The 17,844-nt window shown below is 60.5% G+C and carries 10 protein-coding genes; 5 read left to right on the top strand and 5 right to left on the bottom strand.

Translation table 11 applies throughout. The features are described from left to right. The 3 genes from BF99_RS0117475 to BF99_RS0117455 all read right to left on the bottom strand — a co-directional run. Nucleotides 1–303 (bottom strand): hypothetical protein (locus BF99_RS0117475; RefSeq protein ID WP_025772122.1); only part of this gene is annotated, 303 nt, incomplete at its 3' end. A gap of 268 nt (nt 304–571) precedes the next feature. After that, complete coding sequence (locus BF99_RS0117465) at nt 572–2,167, bottom strand: mannose-1-phosphate guanylyltransferase/mannose-6-phosphate isomerase (protein WP_051482971.1); 1,596 nt, start codon at nt 2,165–2,167, stop codon at nt 572–574. A 102-nt stretch (nt 2,168–2,269) separates the two neighbouring features. Further along, nucleotides 2,270–3,529 (bottom strand): aspartate aminotransferase family protein, encoded by a 1,260-nt coding sequence (locus BF99_RS0117455; protein WP_231471442.1) that lies wholly within the window; start codon nt 3,527–3,529, stop codon nt 2,270–2,272. A 729-nt stretch (nt 3,530–4,258) separates the two neighbouring features. Between BF99_RS0117455 and clpS the strand changes: the two genes are divergently transcribed. The 5 genes from clpS (at nt 4,259) to BF99_RS0117420 (ending at nt 12,762) form a co-directional block, all read left to right on the top strand. Beyond that, nucleotides 4,259–4,597: an ATP-dependent Clp protease adapter ClpS gene (clpS, locus tag BF99_RS0117445; RefSeq protein ID WP_025772118.1), complete on the top strand. Its 339-nt coding sequence runs from the start codon at nt 4,259–4,261 to the stop codon at nt 4,595–4,597. Between the two features lie 133 nt (nt 4,598–4,730). Then, nucleotides 4,731–7,010, top strand: coding sequence for an ATP-dependent Clp protease ATP-binding subunit ClpA (clpA, locus tag BF99_RS0117440; RefSeq protein ID WP_025772117.1), 2,280 nt, complete (start codon nt 4,731–4,733; stop codon nt 7,008–7,010). Between the two features lie 161 nt (nt 7,011–7,171). After that, a complete protein-coding gene (locus tag BF99_RS22230) occupies nt 7,172–7,894 on the top strand; it encodes a 4'-phosphopantetheinyl transferase family protein (RefSeq protein ID WP_025772116.1) in 723 nt (240 codons plus the stop codon). 402 nt (nt 7,895–8,296) lie between these two features. Next, nucleotides 8,297–11,815 carry a transcription-repair coupling factor gene (gene mfd / locus BF99_RS0117425; protein ID WP_025772114.1) on the top strand — a complete coding sequence of 1,173 codons (3,519 nt, stop codon included), beginning with the start codon at nt 8,297–8,299 and terminating at the stop codon, nt 11,813–11,815. Then, nucleotides 11,812–12,762 (top strand): CsiV family protein, encoded by a 951-nt coding sequence (locus BF99_RS0117420; RefSeq protein WP_025772113.1) that lies wholly within the window; start codon nt 11,812–11,814, stop codon nt 12,760–12,762. The genes mfd and BF99_RS0117420 overlap by 4 nt, the downstream gene beginning before the upstream one ends. Here BF99_RS0117420 and BF99_RS0117415 read toward each other — a convergent pair. Both BF99_RS0117415 and BF99_RS23535 read right to left on the bottom strand, forming a co-directional pair. Further along, a complete protein-coding gene (locus BF99_RS0117415; protein WP_038098917.1) occupies nt 12,755–13,105 on the bottom strand; it encodes a hypothetical protein in 351 nt (116 codons plus the stop codon). The genes BF99_RS0117420 and BF99_RS0117415 overlap by 8 nt on opposite strands. Before the next feature lie 505 nt (nt 13,106–13,610). Next, on the bottom strand, nt 13,611–17,844 hold a 4,234-nt coding region (locus BF99_RS23535; RefSeq protein WP_025772110.1), incomplete at its 5' end, for a beta strand repeat-containing protein.

Raw genomic sequence — 17,844 nt, 5'->3', positions numbered from 1 at the left:
CGAGGGGGTGAAGGTCAAGGTGGAGGGAGAGAAACTCACATCCGTGTTGGTATTCGTAATAGTGACCGTGACATTCGCATTCGGGGCGGTGCTGAGTTTGACGTAGAAATTCAGCGTCCTCACCTGCGTACCGAAGTAAAGAATGGAAGCGAATCGATTGTCGAATGAGACGTCGATCGTGCCGGACGGTGTTTGCGCAAATGCAGGTCGAACCATCAAGAACATCAAAACCGCGCATCCGCATACTGCGATGACAAGATGACGCAGACGGATTCGATGAGCGATGGCTGAAGTATCGTTCATGGGCGTCGTTGAGAATGATCGGTTGAAAAAACGATACATTTGTTCGGCTCCTGATTTGCGGGGATGGGGGCGGTCGATCTCATCGCTTCCGTTTTACTCGATAAGAGCGAGCGCATTCATCCAAATCGGCACGGCCAAGAGTTACCTTGATCAGGTGGCGGGAATCGGATAGATGACCGAAGCCCGCCTTGTCGGATTCGATACTTCTTTAGTCTACGGGTTCCCGCTCGAGCCGGTCTGCGCTCGAGCAGTGCGCACTAAGGGATTCTTATTTTCGGTTCTTTTTCGGAACCCGTCCGAAATCGTCTTCGATGCGGATTATATCGTCTTCGCCGAGATAATCGCCGATTTGCACCTCGATCAGGTCGAGGGGATCGGGGCCGGGGTTGGAAATACGATGGCGAGCGCCGACCGGTATCCGAATCGATTCATCGGGCGAAAGGGTGCGTTCGATATCATCGCAAACGACCTCCGCTCGGCCACGCACCACCACCCAATGTTCGGAGCGCTTCCGATGCATCTGCATCGATAACCTCGCCCCCGGATCCACACGGATGCGTTTGACCTGATAGCCTTGCGCCCTTTCCACCGACTCGTAGAAGCCCCAAGGGCGGTGGACGCGCCGGTGGTATCGATGTTCCATACGCTCTTGCGGGTGATCGGGCTCGGATGGATCATCGGAGCCCGCTTCGGGACTTGATTCCTCCGACCCTTCCCGCAAGCATCGCACCACCTTGCGAAGTCCGTCGATCTCGGATAAATCCGCCACCAGCACCGCATCGGCGGTCTCGACCACGAGTTGGCCGCTCAAACCCAGCGTGGTCACCAAGCGGTGTTCGGCGAAGACCAAGGAATCCCGGGTATCGACGGCGATCACGTCGCCGCGCAGGACGTTGTTGTCGCTATCGGATGCTTCGAGTTCGTGCAAACTCGGCCAAGAGCCGACATCGCTCCAGCCGGATTGCAAGGGTATCACAATCCCTTGGGCGCTCTTTTCCATCACCGCGCAATCGATGGAATCCGAGGGGGTGCGCTCGAACTCGATTCCGGGTCGGAAAAAAATCGAATCCCTTTCCCCGGAGTCGACCGCTTTGCGACAATGAGAGACGATCTCGGGAGCATGGTGATCGAGGGCGGCGATGAAGGCCGCCGCGCGAAAGACGAAGATCCCGCTATTCCAATAAAAATCCCCGCTTTCGACGAACGAACGGGCCGTGGCTCGGTCCGGTTTTTCGACGAAACGCTCGATCCTCCTGGCCATGAGGGGCGCTCGCTCGTCGGGGGTGGAAAGAGGAGCCGACTTCGCCTCGCCGAGCGCCCGACCGGCCTTGATATATCCGTAGTTCGTATCCGGCCGGTTCGGCTGCACCCCGAAGGTGGCCAGCGGTCCTTGCCCGGGCGCAGGGCTTGTCGACTCCGGCGAGCCTTCGATGGCCGAAAGCGCCACTTGCAGGGCCTTGCGAAAGGCCGCCGGTTGCGGGATGTAGTGGTCGGCGGGCATCACCAGCAGCAAGGGATCTTCGCCTCTGGACTGCGCTTGGCAAGCAACGAGAGCGACGGCGGGAGCGGTCCCTTTGGGGGCGGGTTCGAGGAAGATGGATGCAACCTGCGCCTCGATCTCCCGGCTTTGACGGGCGGCCAGGAAACGATGCTCTTCGTTGCAAACGATGACGGCGGGGAGAGCCCGCTCGATTCCCCCCAAGCGCTGCAGGGTGTTTTGCAGCATCGTGCCTTGACCTGCGATCCGCAAAAACTGCTTGGGAAGGCATTCACGGGAAAGCGGCCACAAACGGGTGCCCGCACCCCCGGCGAGGATCACCGGAAGCAGGTCGATGGTGCGGGATTGCCCCCCGGGACCGCTCATCGTTCGGTATCGGCGGCGGTCGATCTCGCATGGCGAATCGTGCCACTTCGGGCCTTCGGATCATCGATCATCGCTTTATTGCCATCGAAATGGCCATCGATATCATTCGACACCGGCAGACTCGGCGGCGGCACTGTCGGCGGCGGCGAGCGCGGCGGCAAAGCGATCCATTCCTTCGTCGAGTTCCTCGTCGAGGATATTCAGCGGCGGCAGAAATCGCAGCACATCGGGGCCGGCCTGCAAGACGAGCACTCCGTGCTGCCGACAGATTTCGACCAGTTCACCGGCCCGACCCGCCCACTCCTTGCGCAAAACCGCCCCGATCATCAATCCCCGACCTCGCACTTCCTCGATCATCCCCGATTCGTTATGCAAAGCGAGCAGGCGGGCCCGCAGACGCTCGCCTTGGCGTTCGACATTGGCGATCAGTTCTTTCGAGAGCACCCTTCGAAGCACCGCTCTGGCGACTGCGGCCGCGACCGGATTGCCGCCGAAGGTGGAGCCATGACTTCCGGGTTGCAGGGTATCGGCAGCGGCGGGACCGACCAGCATCGCCCCCATCGGAAGGCCGCCGGCCAAGGATTTCGCGATGGTTACCACATCGGGGACGACACCCTCCTCCCATTGATGGGCGAAGAGGCGGCCGCTGCGGCCGAGGCCGCTTTGCACTTCGTCGAAGATCAACAAGGCCTCGTGGCGACGACAACACCGGGAGATCTCCGCCAAGAACCCGGGGGCGGCGGGCACCACCCCGCCCTCGCCCTGGATCGGCTCGACCAACACCGCGCAGGTGCGATCGCCGATCTCGGCCTCCAAGGCCTCGGTTTCGTTATAGTCGGCGTAGCGAAAGCCCCCGGGCAGGGGCTCGAATCCCTGATGGTATTTGGGCTGGGCGGTGGCGGTAACCGTGGCCAAGGTGCGACCGTGAAAGCCGCCTCGAAAGGTGAGGATCTCGCGCTTTCGTTCGTCGCCATGACGGATGCTTGCATGCTTGCGCGCCAGTTTGATCGCGGCCTCGTTCGCCTCCGCACCGGAGTTGCAGAAAAAGACCCTTTCGGCGAAGGTGGCGGCGCACAGTTCCTCGGCGAGCCGGATCGCGGGCTCGGAAAAATAAAGATTGCTGACATGCCACAGGCGAGCGCCCTGCTCGGCCATAATGGCCACCAACTCCTCGTCGCCATGACCCAAGGCGGTAACGCTGATCCCGGCTCCGAGATCGACGTATTCCTTGCCTTGAGTATCCCAAAGGCGGGCGCCTTTTCCGCGATCGAGGATCATCGGTGCCGGAGCGTAATTCGGAAGATAATGCTTCCTTCCCGATTCCAGCAATGCATCATCGGTTTTATGTGCCGAGTCTTTCAAGATCGATCTCCGAAATGGCCGAAGGAGCAACCCGCTCGTCATCGGCGGCGATCAGGTGGCGAGATTTCGAACTCCACCGGATAATCATACAAGGATCGAGAGGCGAGGGTAAGGATCGGGATGCGAAAAAACACCCTTCGAAAACGATCCATCGATGACGGATTCATCATCGTGCGGATATCGTACGCATCGAGGGCGGCCGGCATTCGAGGCGGGATAAGGACCCTTGACATCCATCTTGTTTCGGTGCACGACATCTCGATCCGCTCCCGTCCTTGGCTTTTCGTCTCGAAACCCGGTACCTTGATGGCATCTTTCGAGCGGCGCCCGTATCTACCGCCCTTTTCGGCATGCTTCGAGGGGTACGCCAATCTATGGATGATCCGGATCTTGAAAATCTCGATCGTTCACGGCAATTATCAAGGGATCGAGGGCTCATCGATCGACGCCACTCTTTTTCCATCCGATCGTCTTTGCGTTCTATCGATGAACGGGCTTCGATGAGCGTGGACTCGAGAGCATGGACTCCTTGCGTGATATAGTGCATTCGCCTGTTGCAAGATGTTTACACCGAACGGTTTTTTCAGGAGCGTTCGAAAGCCTTGCCGGATAATTCTTCGAACGCCGAGCCAAGGCTCTCGAATCATCCTCGCCTTTGCCCTCCCGACACTTTTTTCTCTTTCCGACTTCGGATAACCACGACCCTCGATGCGCTTCGAAAGGCAAACAATGACCGGAAACAACGAAAACGAAAACGATATCGATAAAGACCACGATGCCGATGTCGATGTCTTGGAGTCGAAACCGGAGGTCAAGGAACCTCCCTTGTATAACGTCCTGTTGCTCAATGACGATTACACCCCGATGGAATTCGTGGTCCACGTTCTGGAGCATTTCTTTTCCATGTCCCGCGAGCAGGCGATCCGGATCATGCTCTATATCCATACCCGGGGGAAAGCGGTCTGCGGCTGCTATACCCGGGAGATCGCGGAGACGAGGGTCGCCTTGGTCAACGATTACGCCCGCGAAAACAATCATCCTCTCCTGTGCACGATGGATCGCGCATGATGCACCCTTGCATGAAGCCTCGGCGGCGTGATACATCCGTGCATGATGTATCGTTCCCCAATGTCTCCTTGCAAGGTGCATCCCGGCGTGGTGCCTGCTTGCTCGATGCCTCGTTGAAAGTCGGAGATTCGCCATGTTGAACGACGAACTGGAACATACCCTCAAGGTCACGCAGCAGATCGCCTTGAACAAGCGCCACGAGTTCATGACCGTGGAACATCTGCTGCTGGCGCTGCTGGACAACCCCGATGCCTTGGAGGTGCTGCACGCTTGCAATGCGGATATCGAAGATCTGCGCGAGCGACTCAAAAAGCATATCGACGAGCACGTCAGCACGATCGACGCCGATGACGATCGGGAAACCCGCGTCACCCTGGCCTTCCAAAGGGTGATGCAGCGAGCGGTTCGCAACGTTCAAAACTCCGGCAAGGGGATGGTGACCGGGGCCAATGTGCTGGTCGCCATCTTCGGGGAGGATGAATCCCACGCGGTCCATCTGCTCAAACTCCAGCGCATCACCAAGCTGCACGCCACCAACTTCATCGCCCACGGCATCACCCGCAATCCGGAAATCGAGGGCGACGACGGCTCGTCGATGGCCGCCGACGAGGACTCCCCGAGGGAGAAGAAAAAATCCCGCGATCCGCTCGAGATGTTCGCCGTCGACCTCAACCATCAGGCCGAACTCGACAAGATCGATCCTTTGATCGGGCGGCGGGCGGAGTTGGAGCGCACCATTCAAATCCTTTGCCGACGGCGCAAGAACAACCCCCTTTTCGTCGGCGAGGCCGGGGTCGGAAAGACGTCGATCGCCGAGGGTCTGGCCCGGATGATCGTCAAAGGACAGATCCCCGAGGTGCTTGCCGGAGCCACCATCTACGCCCTCGATCTCGGAGCGCTGCTGGCGGGCACGAAATATCGGGGGGATTTCGAGAAGCGATTGAAGGCGATCCTCGCCCGTTTGGAAGAGGAAAAGGACAGCATCTTGTTCATCGACGAGATCCACACCATCATCGGAGCCGGGGCCGCCTCCGGCGGGGTGATGGATGTTTCCAACCTGATCAAACCGATGCTGGCTTCCGGGGAATTGCGTTGTATCGGCTCGACCACCTATCAGGAATATCGGGGGATCTTCGACAAGGATCGGGCGCTTTCCCGGCGCTTCCAGAAAATCGATATCGTCGAGCCGACGGTGGACGAAACCGTCAAGATCCTGAACGGCCTCAAATCCCGCTTCGAAGAGCACCATCAGGTGCGCTATCTCCGCTCGGCGATGCAAAGCGCGGTCGAGCTGGCGCACCGCTATATCAACGAGCGCTATCTGCCCGACAAGGCGATCGATGTCATCGACGAAGCCGGGGCTTCGCAAAAACTCCTGCCCCCGTCGAGGCGGCGCAAGACGGTGGGGGTGGCGGAGATCGAGCAGGTGGTTTCGAAGATGGCCCGCATCCCGCCCAGGGCGGTATCCACCTCGGACAAGGCCGCTTTGCGAACCTTGGATCGCGATCTCAAGCTCGTGGTCTTCGGTCAGGACGGCGCCATCGACGGACTCACCTCCGCGATCAAATTGGCGCGCTCGGGGCTGCGCGAGGGCGAAAAGACGATCGGCTCGTTTCTCTTCGCCGGCCCCACCGGGGTCGGCAAGACCGAAGTCAGCGCTCAGCTGGCGCGGATATTGGGGATCGAACTGATCCGCTTCGATATGTCCGAATATATGGAAAGCCATACGGTCTCTCGCCTGATCGGGGCCCCGCCGGGCTATGTCGGATTCGATCAAGGCGGATTGCTGACCGAGGCCATCAACAAGCATCCGCATGCGGTGCTGCTGCTCGACGAGATCGAAAAGGCCCATCCCGAGGTCTTCAACCTGCTGCTGCAGGTGATGGATCACGGCACCTTGACCGACAACAACGGGCGCAAGGCGGATTTTCGAAACGTGATCTTGATCATGACCACCAATGCCGGGGCGGAGCGGATCAATCGGGCCTCGATCGGCTTCACCGTGCAAGATCATTCGGGCGATAGCATGGAGGTGATCCAGCGCGTCTTCAGCCCCGAATTTCGCAATCGGCTCGATGCCATCGTGCAATTCGCCCCGCTCGACGAGAATTCCATCGGGCTGGTCGTGGATAAATTCATCATCGAACTCGAAGGGCAGCTCGAGGAAAAACGCGTTTCCATCGAGGTCAGCGATGAAACGCGGAATTGGCTCGCCGAGCATGGATTCGATCCGATGATGGGGGCAAGACCGATGGCCCGCATCATCCAGGAAAATATCAAGCGCCCCTTGGCCGAGGAACTTCTGTTCGGGAAACTCGAAGCCGGAGGCCATGTGCGGATCTCGTTGAGAGAAGACAAGACGCTGCACTTCGAATTCGAAAGCCGCAAGGAATTGGTGGGAGAACCCGGCTGAGCCTTTTTCGTTCTTCTATCGCCGGGGACGGGATCGATCGAGCCGATTCGAGCGATCTCATCGCCAAGCTCGATCTTCGCCGAATCCCGTCGCCGATATCTCCGCCCGCTCGAAGCGAGGGGCTTGGGGATATCGATCTTGGCGGGATCGAGATCTGGCGGTTGGATTGTCGTCCCTTCGATCGACCCCATCGTTCGCCGCCGGTCTATTTGAGTGCCCAAGAGCGGCGGCGCTTCGAGGCGATGCGCCATCCGACCTCCAAAGCGCATTTCGCCGGCGGGCGTTGGCTGGTACGCGAAATTCTCTCGAAAACGATGGCGCGGCCGCCGCAATCGATCGATATCGCCATCGATGCGCGGGGGCGACCCTTTCCACGCCCGCAAGCGGATAGCCGGATCGCGGGTGGCCGGATGCTTGAAGAAAGGATCGATTTCAGCCTCTCCCATAGCGGCAACGAGATCGTCTTGGCGCTGGCCATGGCTCCTGCGGACCGCCGAAGGCCGGCCGTCGGAATCGATATCGAAAGGGTCGATCCCCAACGCAACTGGCAGGCGATCGCGGATCGTCGCTTCTCCCTTGCCGAACGAAGAGGGCTTCGTCTTCATCGCAACGAAACGGACCGATGCTTGGCTTTTTTTCGCACTTGGGTGCGCAAGGAGGCCTTCGTGAAGGCCTTGGGAAGCGGGATATCGACGAATTTTCAACGCTTCGATGTCGCTACGGGGGCGGTGCCGGGTCTGGACGGGCTGCGGATCGAAGGCGAGGAGCGCGATCGATGGCGGATCCGGGACCTGCAGCTCTCGAATGCCCCTTTGAGCGAGACCCTCGATCCGGGCATCGTCGGCGCGATCGCTTGGAAGGACTTCGAATCTTCGATGGACTGATCCTTCGAAAGACTGATGCTTCGAAAGACTGATTTTTCGAAAGACGATACTTCGAAAGTCAGGGGCTTTTGAACCCCGACGAAGGCTCGAGCGGCGGGGCGGCGATCGGGCGCGGCAGTGCCCCGCCCTTCATCGTCGAACGATGGAATCCTCGCCGATGATGATCCTTTCAACCCTTCGGGGCGATGACCAACAAGCGAAAATCTTTAGCCCCTTAATCAATGAGACCGCCGCCATCGGCCCATCGATCGGGGATAAAATTGCGTTGATCGGCGGCGAAAGGGCGAAACCCCTACCTGCTCGCCCGGTCTCGGTTCGGCCCGGTCTTTCCAAGGCATCCGCTTTTTTATCGATCTTTCTCATCGAGTTCTTCCCCATCGCGTTCTTTCCATCGAATCGATCATGGCCGCAGACCTTTCCCCGCTCGATCCCGCCCTCCCCGCAGCGGGCTCCAAAGTACGCTGGTCCTCGCTCTACGGCAGCGCCCGGGGGCTGGCTTTGGCGCGCTTGGTCCGCAAGGCCGACGCCCCGGTCTTGGTCATCGCCCCCGACAGCGGCGCCGCCCATCGTATCGAAAGCGAGCTGGCCTTCTACCTCGACGCCCCCGATCCCGAAACGATGCGCCTTGAATCGGACGGCGATCGAAGCGCGGACGCAGCGGATATCCTCAGATTCCCCGACTGGGAAACCCTGCCCTACGATCTTTTCTCCCCCCATCAAGGGATCGTCTCCGAACGCTTGGCGACCCTGGCGCGCCTGCCCTCTTTGACCACCGGGGTGCTGGTGAGCCCGATAACGACCCTGATGGGTCGTATCGCCCCTTCTTCTTTCGTCGACGGCTACCGCTTCCGCATTGCCTGCGGCGATACCTTGGAGATCGATACCTTTCGCAGGCGCTTGGAACGAGCGGGCTACGCCTGCACGAACCAGGTGATGGAGCACGGCGAATATGCGGTGCGCGGGGCACTCTTCGACCTCTTTCCGATGGGGGAGAACGATCCTTTGCGCATCGACCTGCTCGACGATGAGGTCGAGAGCATCCGCATCTTCGATCCCGAAACGCAACGCTCCGAGAGCCGGATCGATCGCATCGATATCCTGCCCGCGCATGAATTCCCGACCGTCCCCGAGGCCGTGGCTCGCTTTCGCCAAGCGTGGCGGCGCCGCTTCGAGGGCGACCCCTCCAAATGCCCCGTCTATCGCGAGGTCTCGCAAGGGGGGTGGCCCGCAGGGATCGAGTATTACCTGCCGCTCTTTTTCGACGATGTCGCCACCGTCTTCGATTTTCTATCCCCGAAGACGGTGGTGGTCGTGGCCGAGGGGGTGCACGAAGCCGCCGAGGCCTTTCAGCGCGATACCAAGGAGCGCTGGGAGAACCGCCGCCACGATCCCGAAAGACCGATCCTGGATCCCGAAGAACTCTTCTTGAGAACCGAGGAGATCTTCGCCCGCATCGCCCCCCACCCCGGGATTCATCTTCGAATCGCCGACGAAGGCAAGGCTTCCGGAAGGACGATCTCCTTCGCCACCCGGGCCCCGACCGCCCTGCCGGTCGACGGGAGGGCGGAAAGACCGATGAAACTGCTGCAGGATTTTCTCGAGGACTTTTCCGGGCGCACCTTGATCGTCGCCGAGACCCCGGGAAGACGCGAGATCCTGCTCGAGAGCCTGGCGGGCCATGATCTTCGGCCGACGCCGGTGGAGGGCTTCGGAGCGTTCATCGACGGCGATGCCTCGTTGGCGATCGCCGTCTCCCCGCTCGAAGACGGGGCTCGCATCGAGGAGCCACGCCTTGAAATCATCGCCGAATCCCAGCTCTTCGGCACCCGGGCCGCCCAACAACAGCGGCGACGACGGGGTGCTCGGCGAGATCCCGAGGGGATCGTCCGGGATTTGAGCGAGTTGCACTTGGGAGCCCCGGTGGTGCACGAAGCGCACGGGATCGGGCGCTACGCCGGTCTCACGGTGCTGGAAGTCGCCGGGGGCGAGGAGGAATTCCTCCAGATCGAATACGCCGAGGGCGACCGCCTCTATGTACCGGTGGCATCGGTGCATCTCGTTTCGCGCTTTACCGGCATCGATCCCGAAGCCGCCCCCCTCCACCGACTCGGCAGCAAGCAGTGGGAGAGAGCCCGGCGGCGGGCGGCGGAAAAGGTGGTGGACGTAGCGGCGGAACTGCTCGATGTGCAGGCCCGGCGTGCGGGGCGACCGGGGATTCCCTTCACCGCCGACCCCGGCGCCTTGCAGGAATTCGAGGCCGCCTTCCCCTTCGACGAGACCGCGGATCAAAGCGGGGCCATCGCTCAGGTCTTTGCCGACATGTCCCGCCCCTCGCCGATGGATCGCCTGGTCTGCGGGGATGTGGGTTTCGGCAAGACGGAAGTGGCCATGCGCGCCGCCTTCGTGTGCGCCCATGCGGGCAAACAGGTCGCGGTGCTCGTCCCCACCACCTTGCTGGCGCAGCAGCATCAGCAGACCTTTCAAGATCGCTTCGCCGATTGGCCGGTGCAGATCCGACAGATCTCGCGCTTTAGCGGCAAAGAAGCCCAAGCCGATGTGCTGCGAGGGCTCGCCGAGGGGACCGTCGATATCGTCATCGGCACCCATAAACTCTTGGGGAACGGCATCCGATTCAAACGCTTGGGGCTGGTCATCATCGACGAGGAGCATCGCTTCGGGGTGCGCCAAAAAGAAAGGCTCAAAGCCCTGCGCTCGGAGGTGGATGTACTGACCCTCACCGCCACCCCGATCCCCCGCACCCTCGATATGGCGCTGTCGGGGCTGCGCGATCTCTCGTTGATCGCCACCCCGCCGGCGAAGAGGCTTTCGATCCAGACTTTCGTGCGCGAATGGGATCCGCAACTGCTGCGCGAAGCCTTTCAGCGCGAACTGCGGCGCGGGGGGCAGATTTTCTTCGTCCACAACAAGGTCGATACCATCGAGCGGGTGGCGAGCGATGTACGGGAATTGCTGGAGGGGGTCGAGGTGCGGGTGGCGCATGGCCAGATGCGCGAGCGGGATTTGGAGCGGATCATGCTCGACTTCTACCACCGCCGCTTTCAGGTTCTGGTCTGCACCACGATCATCGAAACCGGGATCGATATCCCCAATGCCAATACCATCGTCATCAATCGGGCGGATCGCTTCGGGCTCGCCCAACTCCACCAACTGCGCGGCCGGGTGGGACGCTCCCACCACCGGGCTTACGCTTACCTCATCGTCCCCGAGCGTTCCATGATCAGCCGGGATGCCTTGCGCCGGCTGAATGCGATCGAATCCCTGGGCGATTTGGGGGTGGGCTTCACCCTCGCCACCCACGATCTCGAGATCCGCGGCGCCGGGGAACTCTTGGGGAGCGAACAAAGCGGGCAGATCCAGGAGGTCGGCTACTCTTTATACACTCGTCTGCTCGAAAGGGCGGTCGAGGATCTGCGAGCGGGGAGAAGCCCGGAGTTGGATCGCCCGCTCGATACCGGCGCCGAGATCGATTTACGCGAACCGGCCTTGATCCCTCAAGACTATCTTCACGATGTCCACACCCGCCTGATCATGTACAAACGTATCGCCGGCGCGCGCGATCGCCAAGCCTTGGAGGAAGTGATGGTCGAGACCATCGATCGATTCGGTCCCTTGCCCGGGCCCGCCCGCCTGCTCTTCGATATCACCGGACTCAAATTGCGGGCGGCTCCCTTCGGCATTCGCAAAATCGAGGTCGGGGATAGCGGCGGGCGCATCATCTTTCATTCGCAGCCGTCGATCGATCCCGCTTGCGTCATCGGCCTCGTGCAACGAGAGCCCGCACGCTTTCGCCTCGATGGCCCGGATAAATTGCGCTTTTTCGGGGATTATCCAGATGCCGCCGACAAGATCGCGGCGGTGGAGCGAATCCTCGGCGATTTCAGTTTGCGGGAGGCGGCATGAAAACCATGCAAGCGGATAATGGCCCGAAACATCGCTTATCCGTCTTGGCCGCGATTGACTCGACGATCGCTCCTTCGAGAAGGCGAGCGAGCGAACGCCAAGAAGAGCATCAGAGGGAACACAATACCGAGCAAAAGAAAAAGCGGATGAGGCTGTTCGATGTGATGTTGGCGATCGTGGCGGTCGCGGCCTTGGGGGCTGCGGATCCAAGTCAAGCACAGGCTCGTAAATATGCGGTGGAGATCATCGCTTTCGACTATCTCGATTTCTCGGGGCTCGACGAGGAATTTTGGGACGAGGATCCGGCAGAGCCCTCCCCCGTCGGCACCATCGTTCCCAAGCGCGCGGTGCCGGGGGCGGCCTTGCGGCGGGGCGTGCATTTCATCGTCCCCTCCAACCTCGTCTTGAACAACGAGTTTCGGCGGCTGCGCCAATCAAAGAACTTTCGTCCCTTGCTCCATAGCGGCTGGCTGGTATCGGCCCCCTCCTCGGCGAGCGCAGCGCAAGCGGTATGGATCGGGGAGCGCCCGGCCCTTGCCGACGATGAATCAGGGGGGGTGGTCGATGGAGCGATCCGGCGGGAAAAACTCCCGGATCCGAATCGAAAGATCCGGCCTGCGGTTCGGGGGACGGTAAAAATCTCCCGCAGCGGGCGCTATCTGCTGGTGGAGTTGGATCTGATCTACGACCGCTTGGGCGACAATCCGCCGCCTTTGAATATCGTCGCCGCCGATATTGCCGACGAACTCGATAACGCCGACGAACAATGGCTTGCCGACGGCGGCGATTCCGATGACGGGGATCCGAATGCGCAACCGGATCATCAATATCTGCTCGAAGACGGATTCCCCACCCGCTATCGCTTGATCGCCAGGCGCCGGGTGAGCCCCCAACGCCTGCACTTTTTCGACCACCCCCTCTTCGGGGTGTTGATGAAGATCAAATAGTCTTGGCAAAAGAGAGGCGAGAATGCGCGCCCGAGTACTCCTGACCGTTTTCCCGATCGGTTTGACCGCCTATGATCTTGATGTTCTTGCCGCAGTTGTTGGTGAATGTGAGACGGTTGTTCCGGTTGACGACGGATGTCGACTGATTGAAACAATCCGAGACTTTGGTGACCGTCTGCGCACCGGCGGTGCCGGGGAGGGCGAAGAGGATCGATAAGGAACAGTATGCCAAGGCGGCATGGATGGCCGAACGGGGCGATCTTCGGTTGCCGGGCGATCCGTCGATCGATCCGGGATAAAAGCGAGGATTCGAACCGGCATTATCCATTTTCGGCATGCGCATGCCACTAATCCCCCCCTTTAGTGAATGCTTGGTGAATGCTTGGTGGATCCGTGTTGTATTTGATTATAACGAGTGCCGTGGCTGTCGTCCGCCTTTGAATTCGGCTCGATCGATGTCATAACCTTGGCTTTTAACGCATTCCAAGCGGGGCATATTCGGGTATGGGACGAGGGCGAGCGCCCTCATGTAAGGATTTGCCAAGGGGGGGGGCGCATTGATGCGGTATAAACAATATTCGAAGGGATGATCGCTTGCGATCTCCGATGTTCGAAATCGATGGATTGATGGTGGCGGGGCTCGCCGCCGATATATAAGTTCGTCTTTTAGCGCCTGATTCGCGCAATCGATTCGATATCCCCAAGGTAGCGGTGTCCCCTCGGGGGGCGCTTTGCGATCGATATCGATATCGACGAGCGTTCCAGCGCCCGAAACGGGTTCGTATCTTCTCCTTGCGGGAGATATTCGATCCTTGCGCTTTGGCCTTGCGCTTTGGCCTTGCGCTACCCTACCTCGCTCCGGTGGCGCTGTTGTTGACCAGCGCTCCGCCGCCACCGGTTCGGGTCAGCACCTGCACCGTGAAGGGGGCGCTCGAGCGCATCTCGCACGAAAGACCCATCCCCTGCCAGCGATGGTCGATGATATCGACCAATTCCACCGTTTGCAGATGCCGTACGTGCCATCGCACGATGGTGCCCAAATAGCCGTCGTATCGCATACCGGCATCGTCGTAGCACGCAAAACGGGTGGCGGTGCAATCCTCGCCCGGGCGGGCCTCGCATCGGATGCGGAAGTTCGACTTTTCCAAACTGTCGGGTTCGGGGATCGATTCGATATCCGCGCGATAGTCATCCCCTTCGGGAATGCTTCGGATGAAGGCCGAGTTGTTGACGAGCACCCCGTCGCCCGAACGGGTCCAAACTTGCGCGCTCAGCTCCCCTTCGCTGCGCAAAGAACAGCCCAATCGTCCTTTGCCGGCCCACGAGGCTCCGGTATGCCTCTCGATATCCGCGGCCGTCAGCGCCAACGACCCCCACGCGGGGATGGGCTCGGGAAGCAAGGCCTCGAAGGTCGAACCGTCGGATTGGGCGTGGCAATCGAGCATGACATCGCAAGGAGAATCCTGCCGGCAGCGCACCCGCATCACAGCGCTGTCCTGAGCGCTCGAAGGCGCAAGGGCCAAGGCCCTGGTCCTGACCGGCGGCAGCACTTGGAGGGCGTAGTCGTCATCTTGCAACAAAGCCGTGGCCTTTCGTTCCACCCGCCGGTAGTTCCCGCCGACGGCGACGGCGGTGATGGTTACCCGCTCTTCCCGGGTATTCAGATCGTCGATGGCCCTGACGGAGATCCTTCGGGGGGTATCCCAACTATCGACGGGGAAGATGAGGATCGAGGGGGTCATCTTGATGCCGGAGCGGTCGGCGGTGAAGGTCATCGATACCCTCGAGGTATTCACCGGCGGGACTTCGAGTCGGGCTTCGAGCCAAGCCTCATCCCCACCCTCGGTGAGGGTCAGCGTCGGCGGGCTAAGGACGAATTCCCCGGGGGAGTCGAAGATGCGAACGGGGATGCTCGCTTCTTTGATTTGCGCGTAATTGCCTTCACCGAAGGTCGTCACGGTGATGCGATCGGAATCGTCATCGACGTCTTCGTCATCGTCGGCGATCAAGGTGACCGTTTGCACCTGATTCCAGTTCCTGTCGGTGAAGGTCAAAGAACCGGGGGAGAGGACGAGATCGGGGTTGGTATTGGAGAGCACGATCTCGACGCTCTTCCTCGTATTGGGCTTGACCGCCAAGGAAATGCCGAGCGCGGCGCGGCCGCCTTCGATCACATCCAGCGATCCGGCCGGGGATAGGGAAAGACCGCCGGGGATGTCGTCGTCCTTGACCCGAACATCCATCTTGGCCGCCGGAGCGATGATGTCGCCGCCGGTGGCGGTCAAGGTGATGGTATCGGTTTCGTCGGTGTCGTTATCGTCATGGTTGGCAAAGACGGCGATGGCCCGAGGGGTATTCCAATTCGATGTGGTGAAAACGAGCGAAGTCTCGTCGAGATCGATGGCGGCGTAGTCGGGTGACGACAACATGACGGTGACATCCCCTTTCGGCTTGACCGAGAGTCGCACGGTGAAGTTTTGTGATGTCCCCTCTTCGACGGTCAGCGTCCCCGATGGGGTTAGAAGGAGTCTGGCGGCGATATCGTCGTCGTTCAGGGAAATCACCCGGGTCACGGACGGGGCGTTGATCCCCCCGGTTGCGGACAGCATGATGGTGCCGGTATCGTTGTCGGCATCGCCGTCTTGCGCAGCGGAGACGACGACGGTTCGGGCCGTGTTCCAGTTCGAAGCGGTGAACAAAAGCAAGGGCTCGGAAAAGGAGACATCCGCATTCGTCCCCGTCAAGGTCAGCGTCACGGCCGCATTCGGGGCGGCGCTGAGACTGATCCAGAGATCCCTCGAGCCACCCTCGTCGATGACGAGGGTCCCCGCCGGAGCGAGCCGAATCGTTCCTATCGGGGTCGATGGGGTATCGTCATCCTCGATGGCGACGGACCTCGTGACATTCGATGCGCTGATGCCTCCCGTGGCCGCCAGAGTGATCGTATCGGTATCGTCATCGGTATCGATATCGTGATCTGCGGTCACGGTGACCGTTTGCGCGGTGGCGTGGTTGGCAGGGGTGAATGTCAAAGTGGACGGGGAAAGGATCACATCCGCATTGGTCTTCGATAGGGTGACCGTCACATTCGATATCGGAGCGACGCCGAGACTGACCGAGAGCGTTTCTCCCGCAACATCGCCCTCGTCGATACTCAGCCCTCCCGCCGGAGTGACATCGATCGTTCCCAAAGGCGGATCGTCGTCGGCGATGGCGATGGATCGGGTGACGTTCGAAGCGGTGATACCGCCCGTGGCCCATAGGGTGATCGTATCGGTTTCGTCGGCGGCATCGGGATCGTCGGCGGCGGTGACGGTGACCGTTTGCGCCGTGGAATAGTTCGATGGGGTGAAGCTCAAGGATGTCGGTGAAAGGGTCACATCCACATTCGTCTTCGAAAGGGTGACCGTCACATTCGATTTCGGGGCGACGCTCAAGCTGACCGAAAGTGTCTCCCCCGAGGAATCGCCCTCGTCGATGTTCAGCGTTCCCGCCGGAGTGACATCGATCGTTCCCGATGGATTGTCGCCGTCGCCGATGGTCACCGCCCTCGTGATATCCGAAGTGACGATACCCCCCGTGGCCGATACGGTAATCGTGTCGGTATCGTCGGTCGAATCCGTATCCTGACCGGCGGAGACGGTGACCGACTGGGCGATCGAGTAGTTCGATATGGTGAATGTCAACGAGGTCGGGTTGAGGGTCAAATCGTCATTGGTCTTCGACAGGGTGACCGTCACATTTCCATCCGGTTGGGTGCCCAGACTGACCGAGAGCGTCAGCGAAGCGCCCTCTTCGATGCGCAGCGCCCCGGTGGGGACGACATTGATCGCTCCCGAAGGCGAATCGACATCGGTGATGGCAACGCTCCTCGTGACATCCGAAGCGGTGATGCCGCCCGTGGCCGATAGCGTGATGGTGTCGGTATCGTCGACGGTATCGCCATCATCGGCGGCGGTGACGGTGACCGTTTGCGCGGTGGAGTAGTTGGAGGTGGTGAAGGTCAAGGAGGTCGGGGAGAGGGTGACATCCGCATTCGTCTTCGAAAGGGTGACCGTCACATCCGTATCGGGCTCGGCGCTGAGCATGACCGAGAGCGTCCCTCCGGAGGCATCGCCCTCATCGATGATCAGCGTCCCCGTCGGAGTGACATCGATGGTTGCCGCCGGCGCTTCGTTGTCGTCGATGTTGACGGCTCTCCTTACGTTCGATACGTTGATGCCGCCCGTGGCCGATATGGTGATGATATCGGTTTCGTCGGCGACATCGTCATTGTCCTCGGCGGCGGTGACGGTGACCGTTTGCGCGGTGGAGTAGTTGGCGGTGGTGAAGGTCAAGGTGGTCGCAGAGAGGGTCACATCCGGATTCGTCTTCGAAAGGGTGACCGTCACATCCGCATTCGGGGCGGTGCCGAAACTGATCGAGAGGGTCGCCCCCGTTGTATCCCCCTCGTCGATGTTCAAAGCGCCCGTCGGGGTGATGATGATCGTGCCCGTCGGATCTTCGCTGTCGGAGACGTTCACCGTCTTGGTAACGTTCGGAGCGTCGATGCCGCCGGTGGCCACCAGGGTGATGGTCACGGTTTCGTGGTCGGGATTGTCGTCCACGGCGGCGGTGACGGTGACCGACTGCGCGGTCGAGTAGTTCGAAGCAGTGAAGGTCAAAGAGGCCGGAGAGGTGGTCACGTCAGCGCTCGAAGAGGTCAAGGTGACCGTCACATCCGCATTCGGGGCGGTGTCGAGTGTGACCGACATGCTCGCCCCCGTCGTATCGCCCTCGTCGATTTCCAAAGCCCCCCCGGGGGTGATGACGATTTGACCCGGGGGTTTGTCGTTGTCCATGATGTTCACCGTCTTCGTGACATTCGAAGCGATGATGCCGCCGGTGGCCGCCAAGGTGATGGTCGCGGTTTCGTAGACGGTATCGCTGTCCTCGGCGGCGGTGACGGTGACCGTTTGCGCGGTCGAGTGGTTCGAAGCGGTGAAGGTCAACGAGGTCGGGGAAAAACTCACATCGGTGTTCGAGGAGGTCAAAGCGATCGTCACATCCGCATTCGGGGCGGTGTCGAGGCTGACCGAGAGG

The organism is Thioalkalivibrio sp. HK1 (assembly GCA_000583135.1).
Classification (GTDB): Bacteria; Pseudomonadota; Gammaproteobacteria; order HK1; family HK1; genus HK1.
Note: the sequence above shows the minus strand (reverse complement) of the source record. Positions and strands in the feature narration are given on the sequence as shown.

Coding starts and splice junctions, on each gene's coding strand:
- clpS (WP_025772118.1), top strand. CDS start 4,259: ATGACCGGAAACAACGAAAACGAAAACGATATCGATAAAGACCACGAT.
- BF99_RS0117420 (WP_025772113.1), top strand. CDS start 11,812: ATGAAAACCATGCAAGCGGATAATGGCCCGAAACATCGCTTATCCGTC.
- mfd (WP_025772114.1), top strand. CDS start 8,297: ATGGCCGCAGACCTTTCCCCGCTCGATCCCGCCCTCCCCGCAGCGGGC.
- BF99_RS0117465 (WP_051482971.1), bottom strand. CDS start 2,167: ATGAGCGGTCCCGGGGGGCAATCCCGCACCATCGACCTGCTTCCGGTG.
- BF99_RS0117415 (WP_038098917.1), bottom strand. CDS start 13,105: ATGCGCATGCCGAAAATGGATAATGCCGGTTCGAATCCTCGCTTTTAT.
- clpA (WP_025772117.1), top strand. CDS start 4,731: ATGTTGAACGACGAACTGGAACATACCCTCAAGGTCACGCAGCAGATC.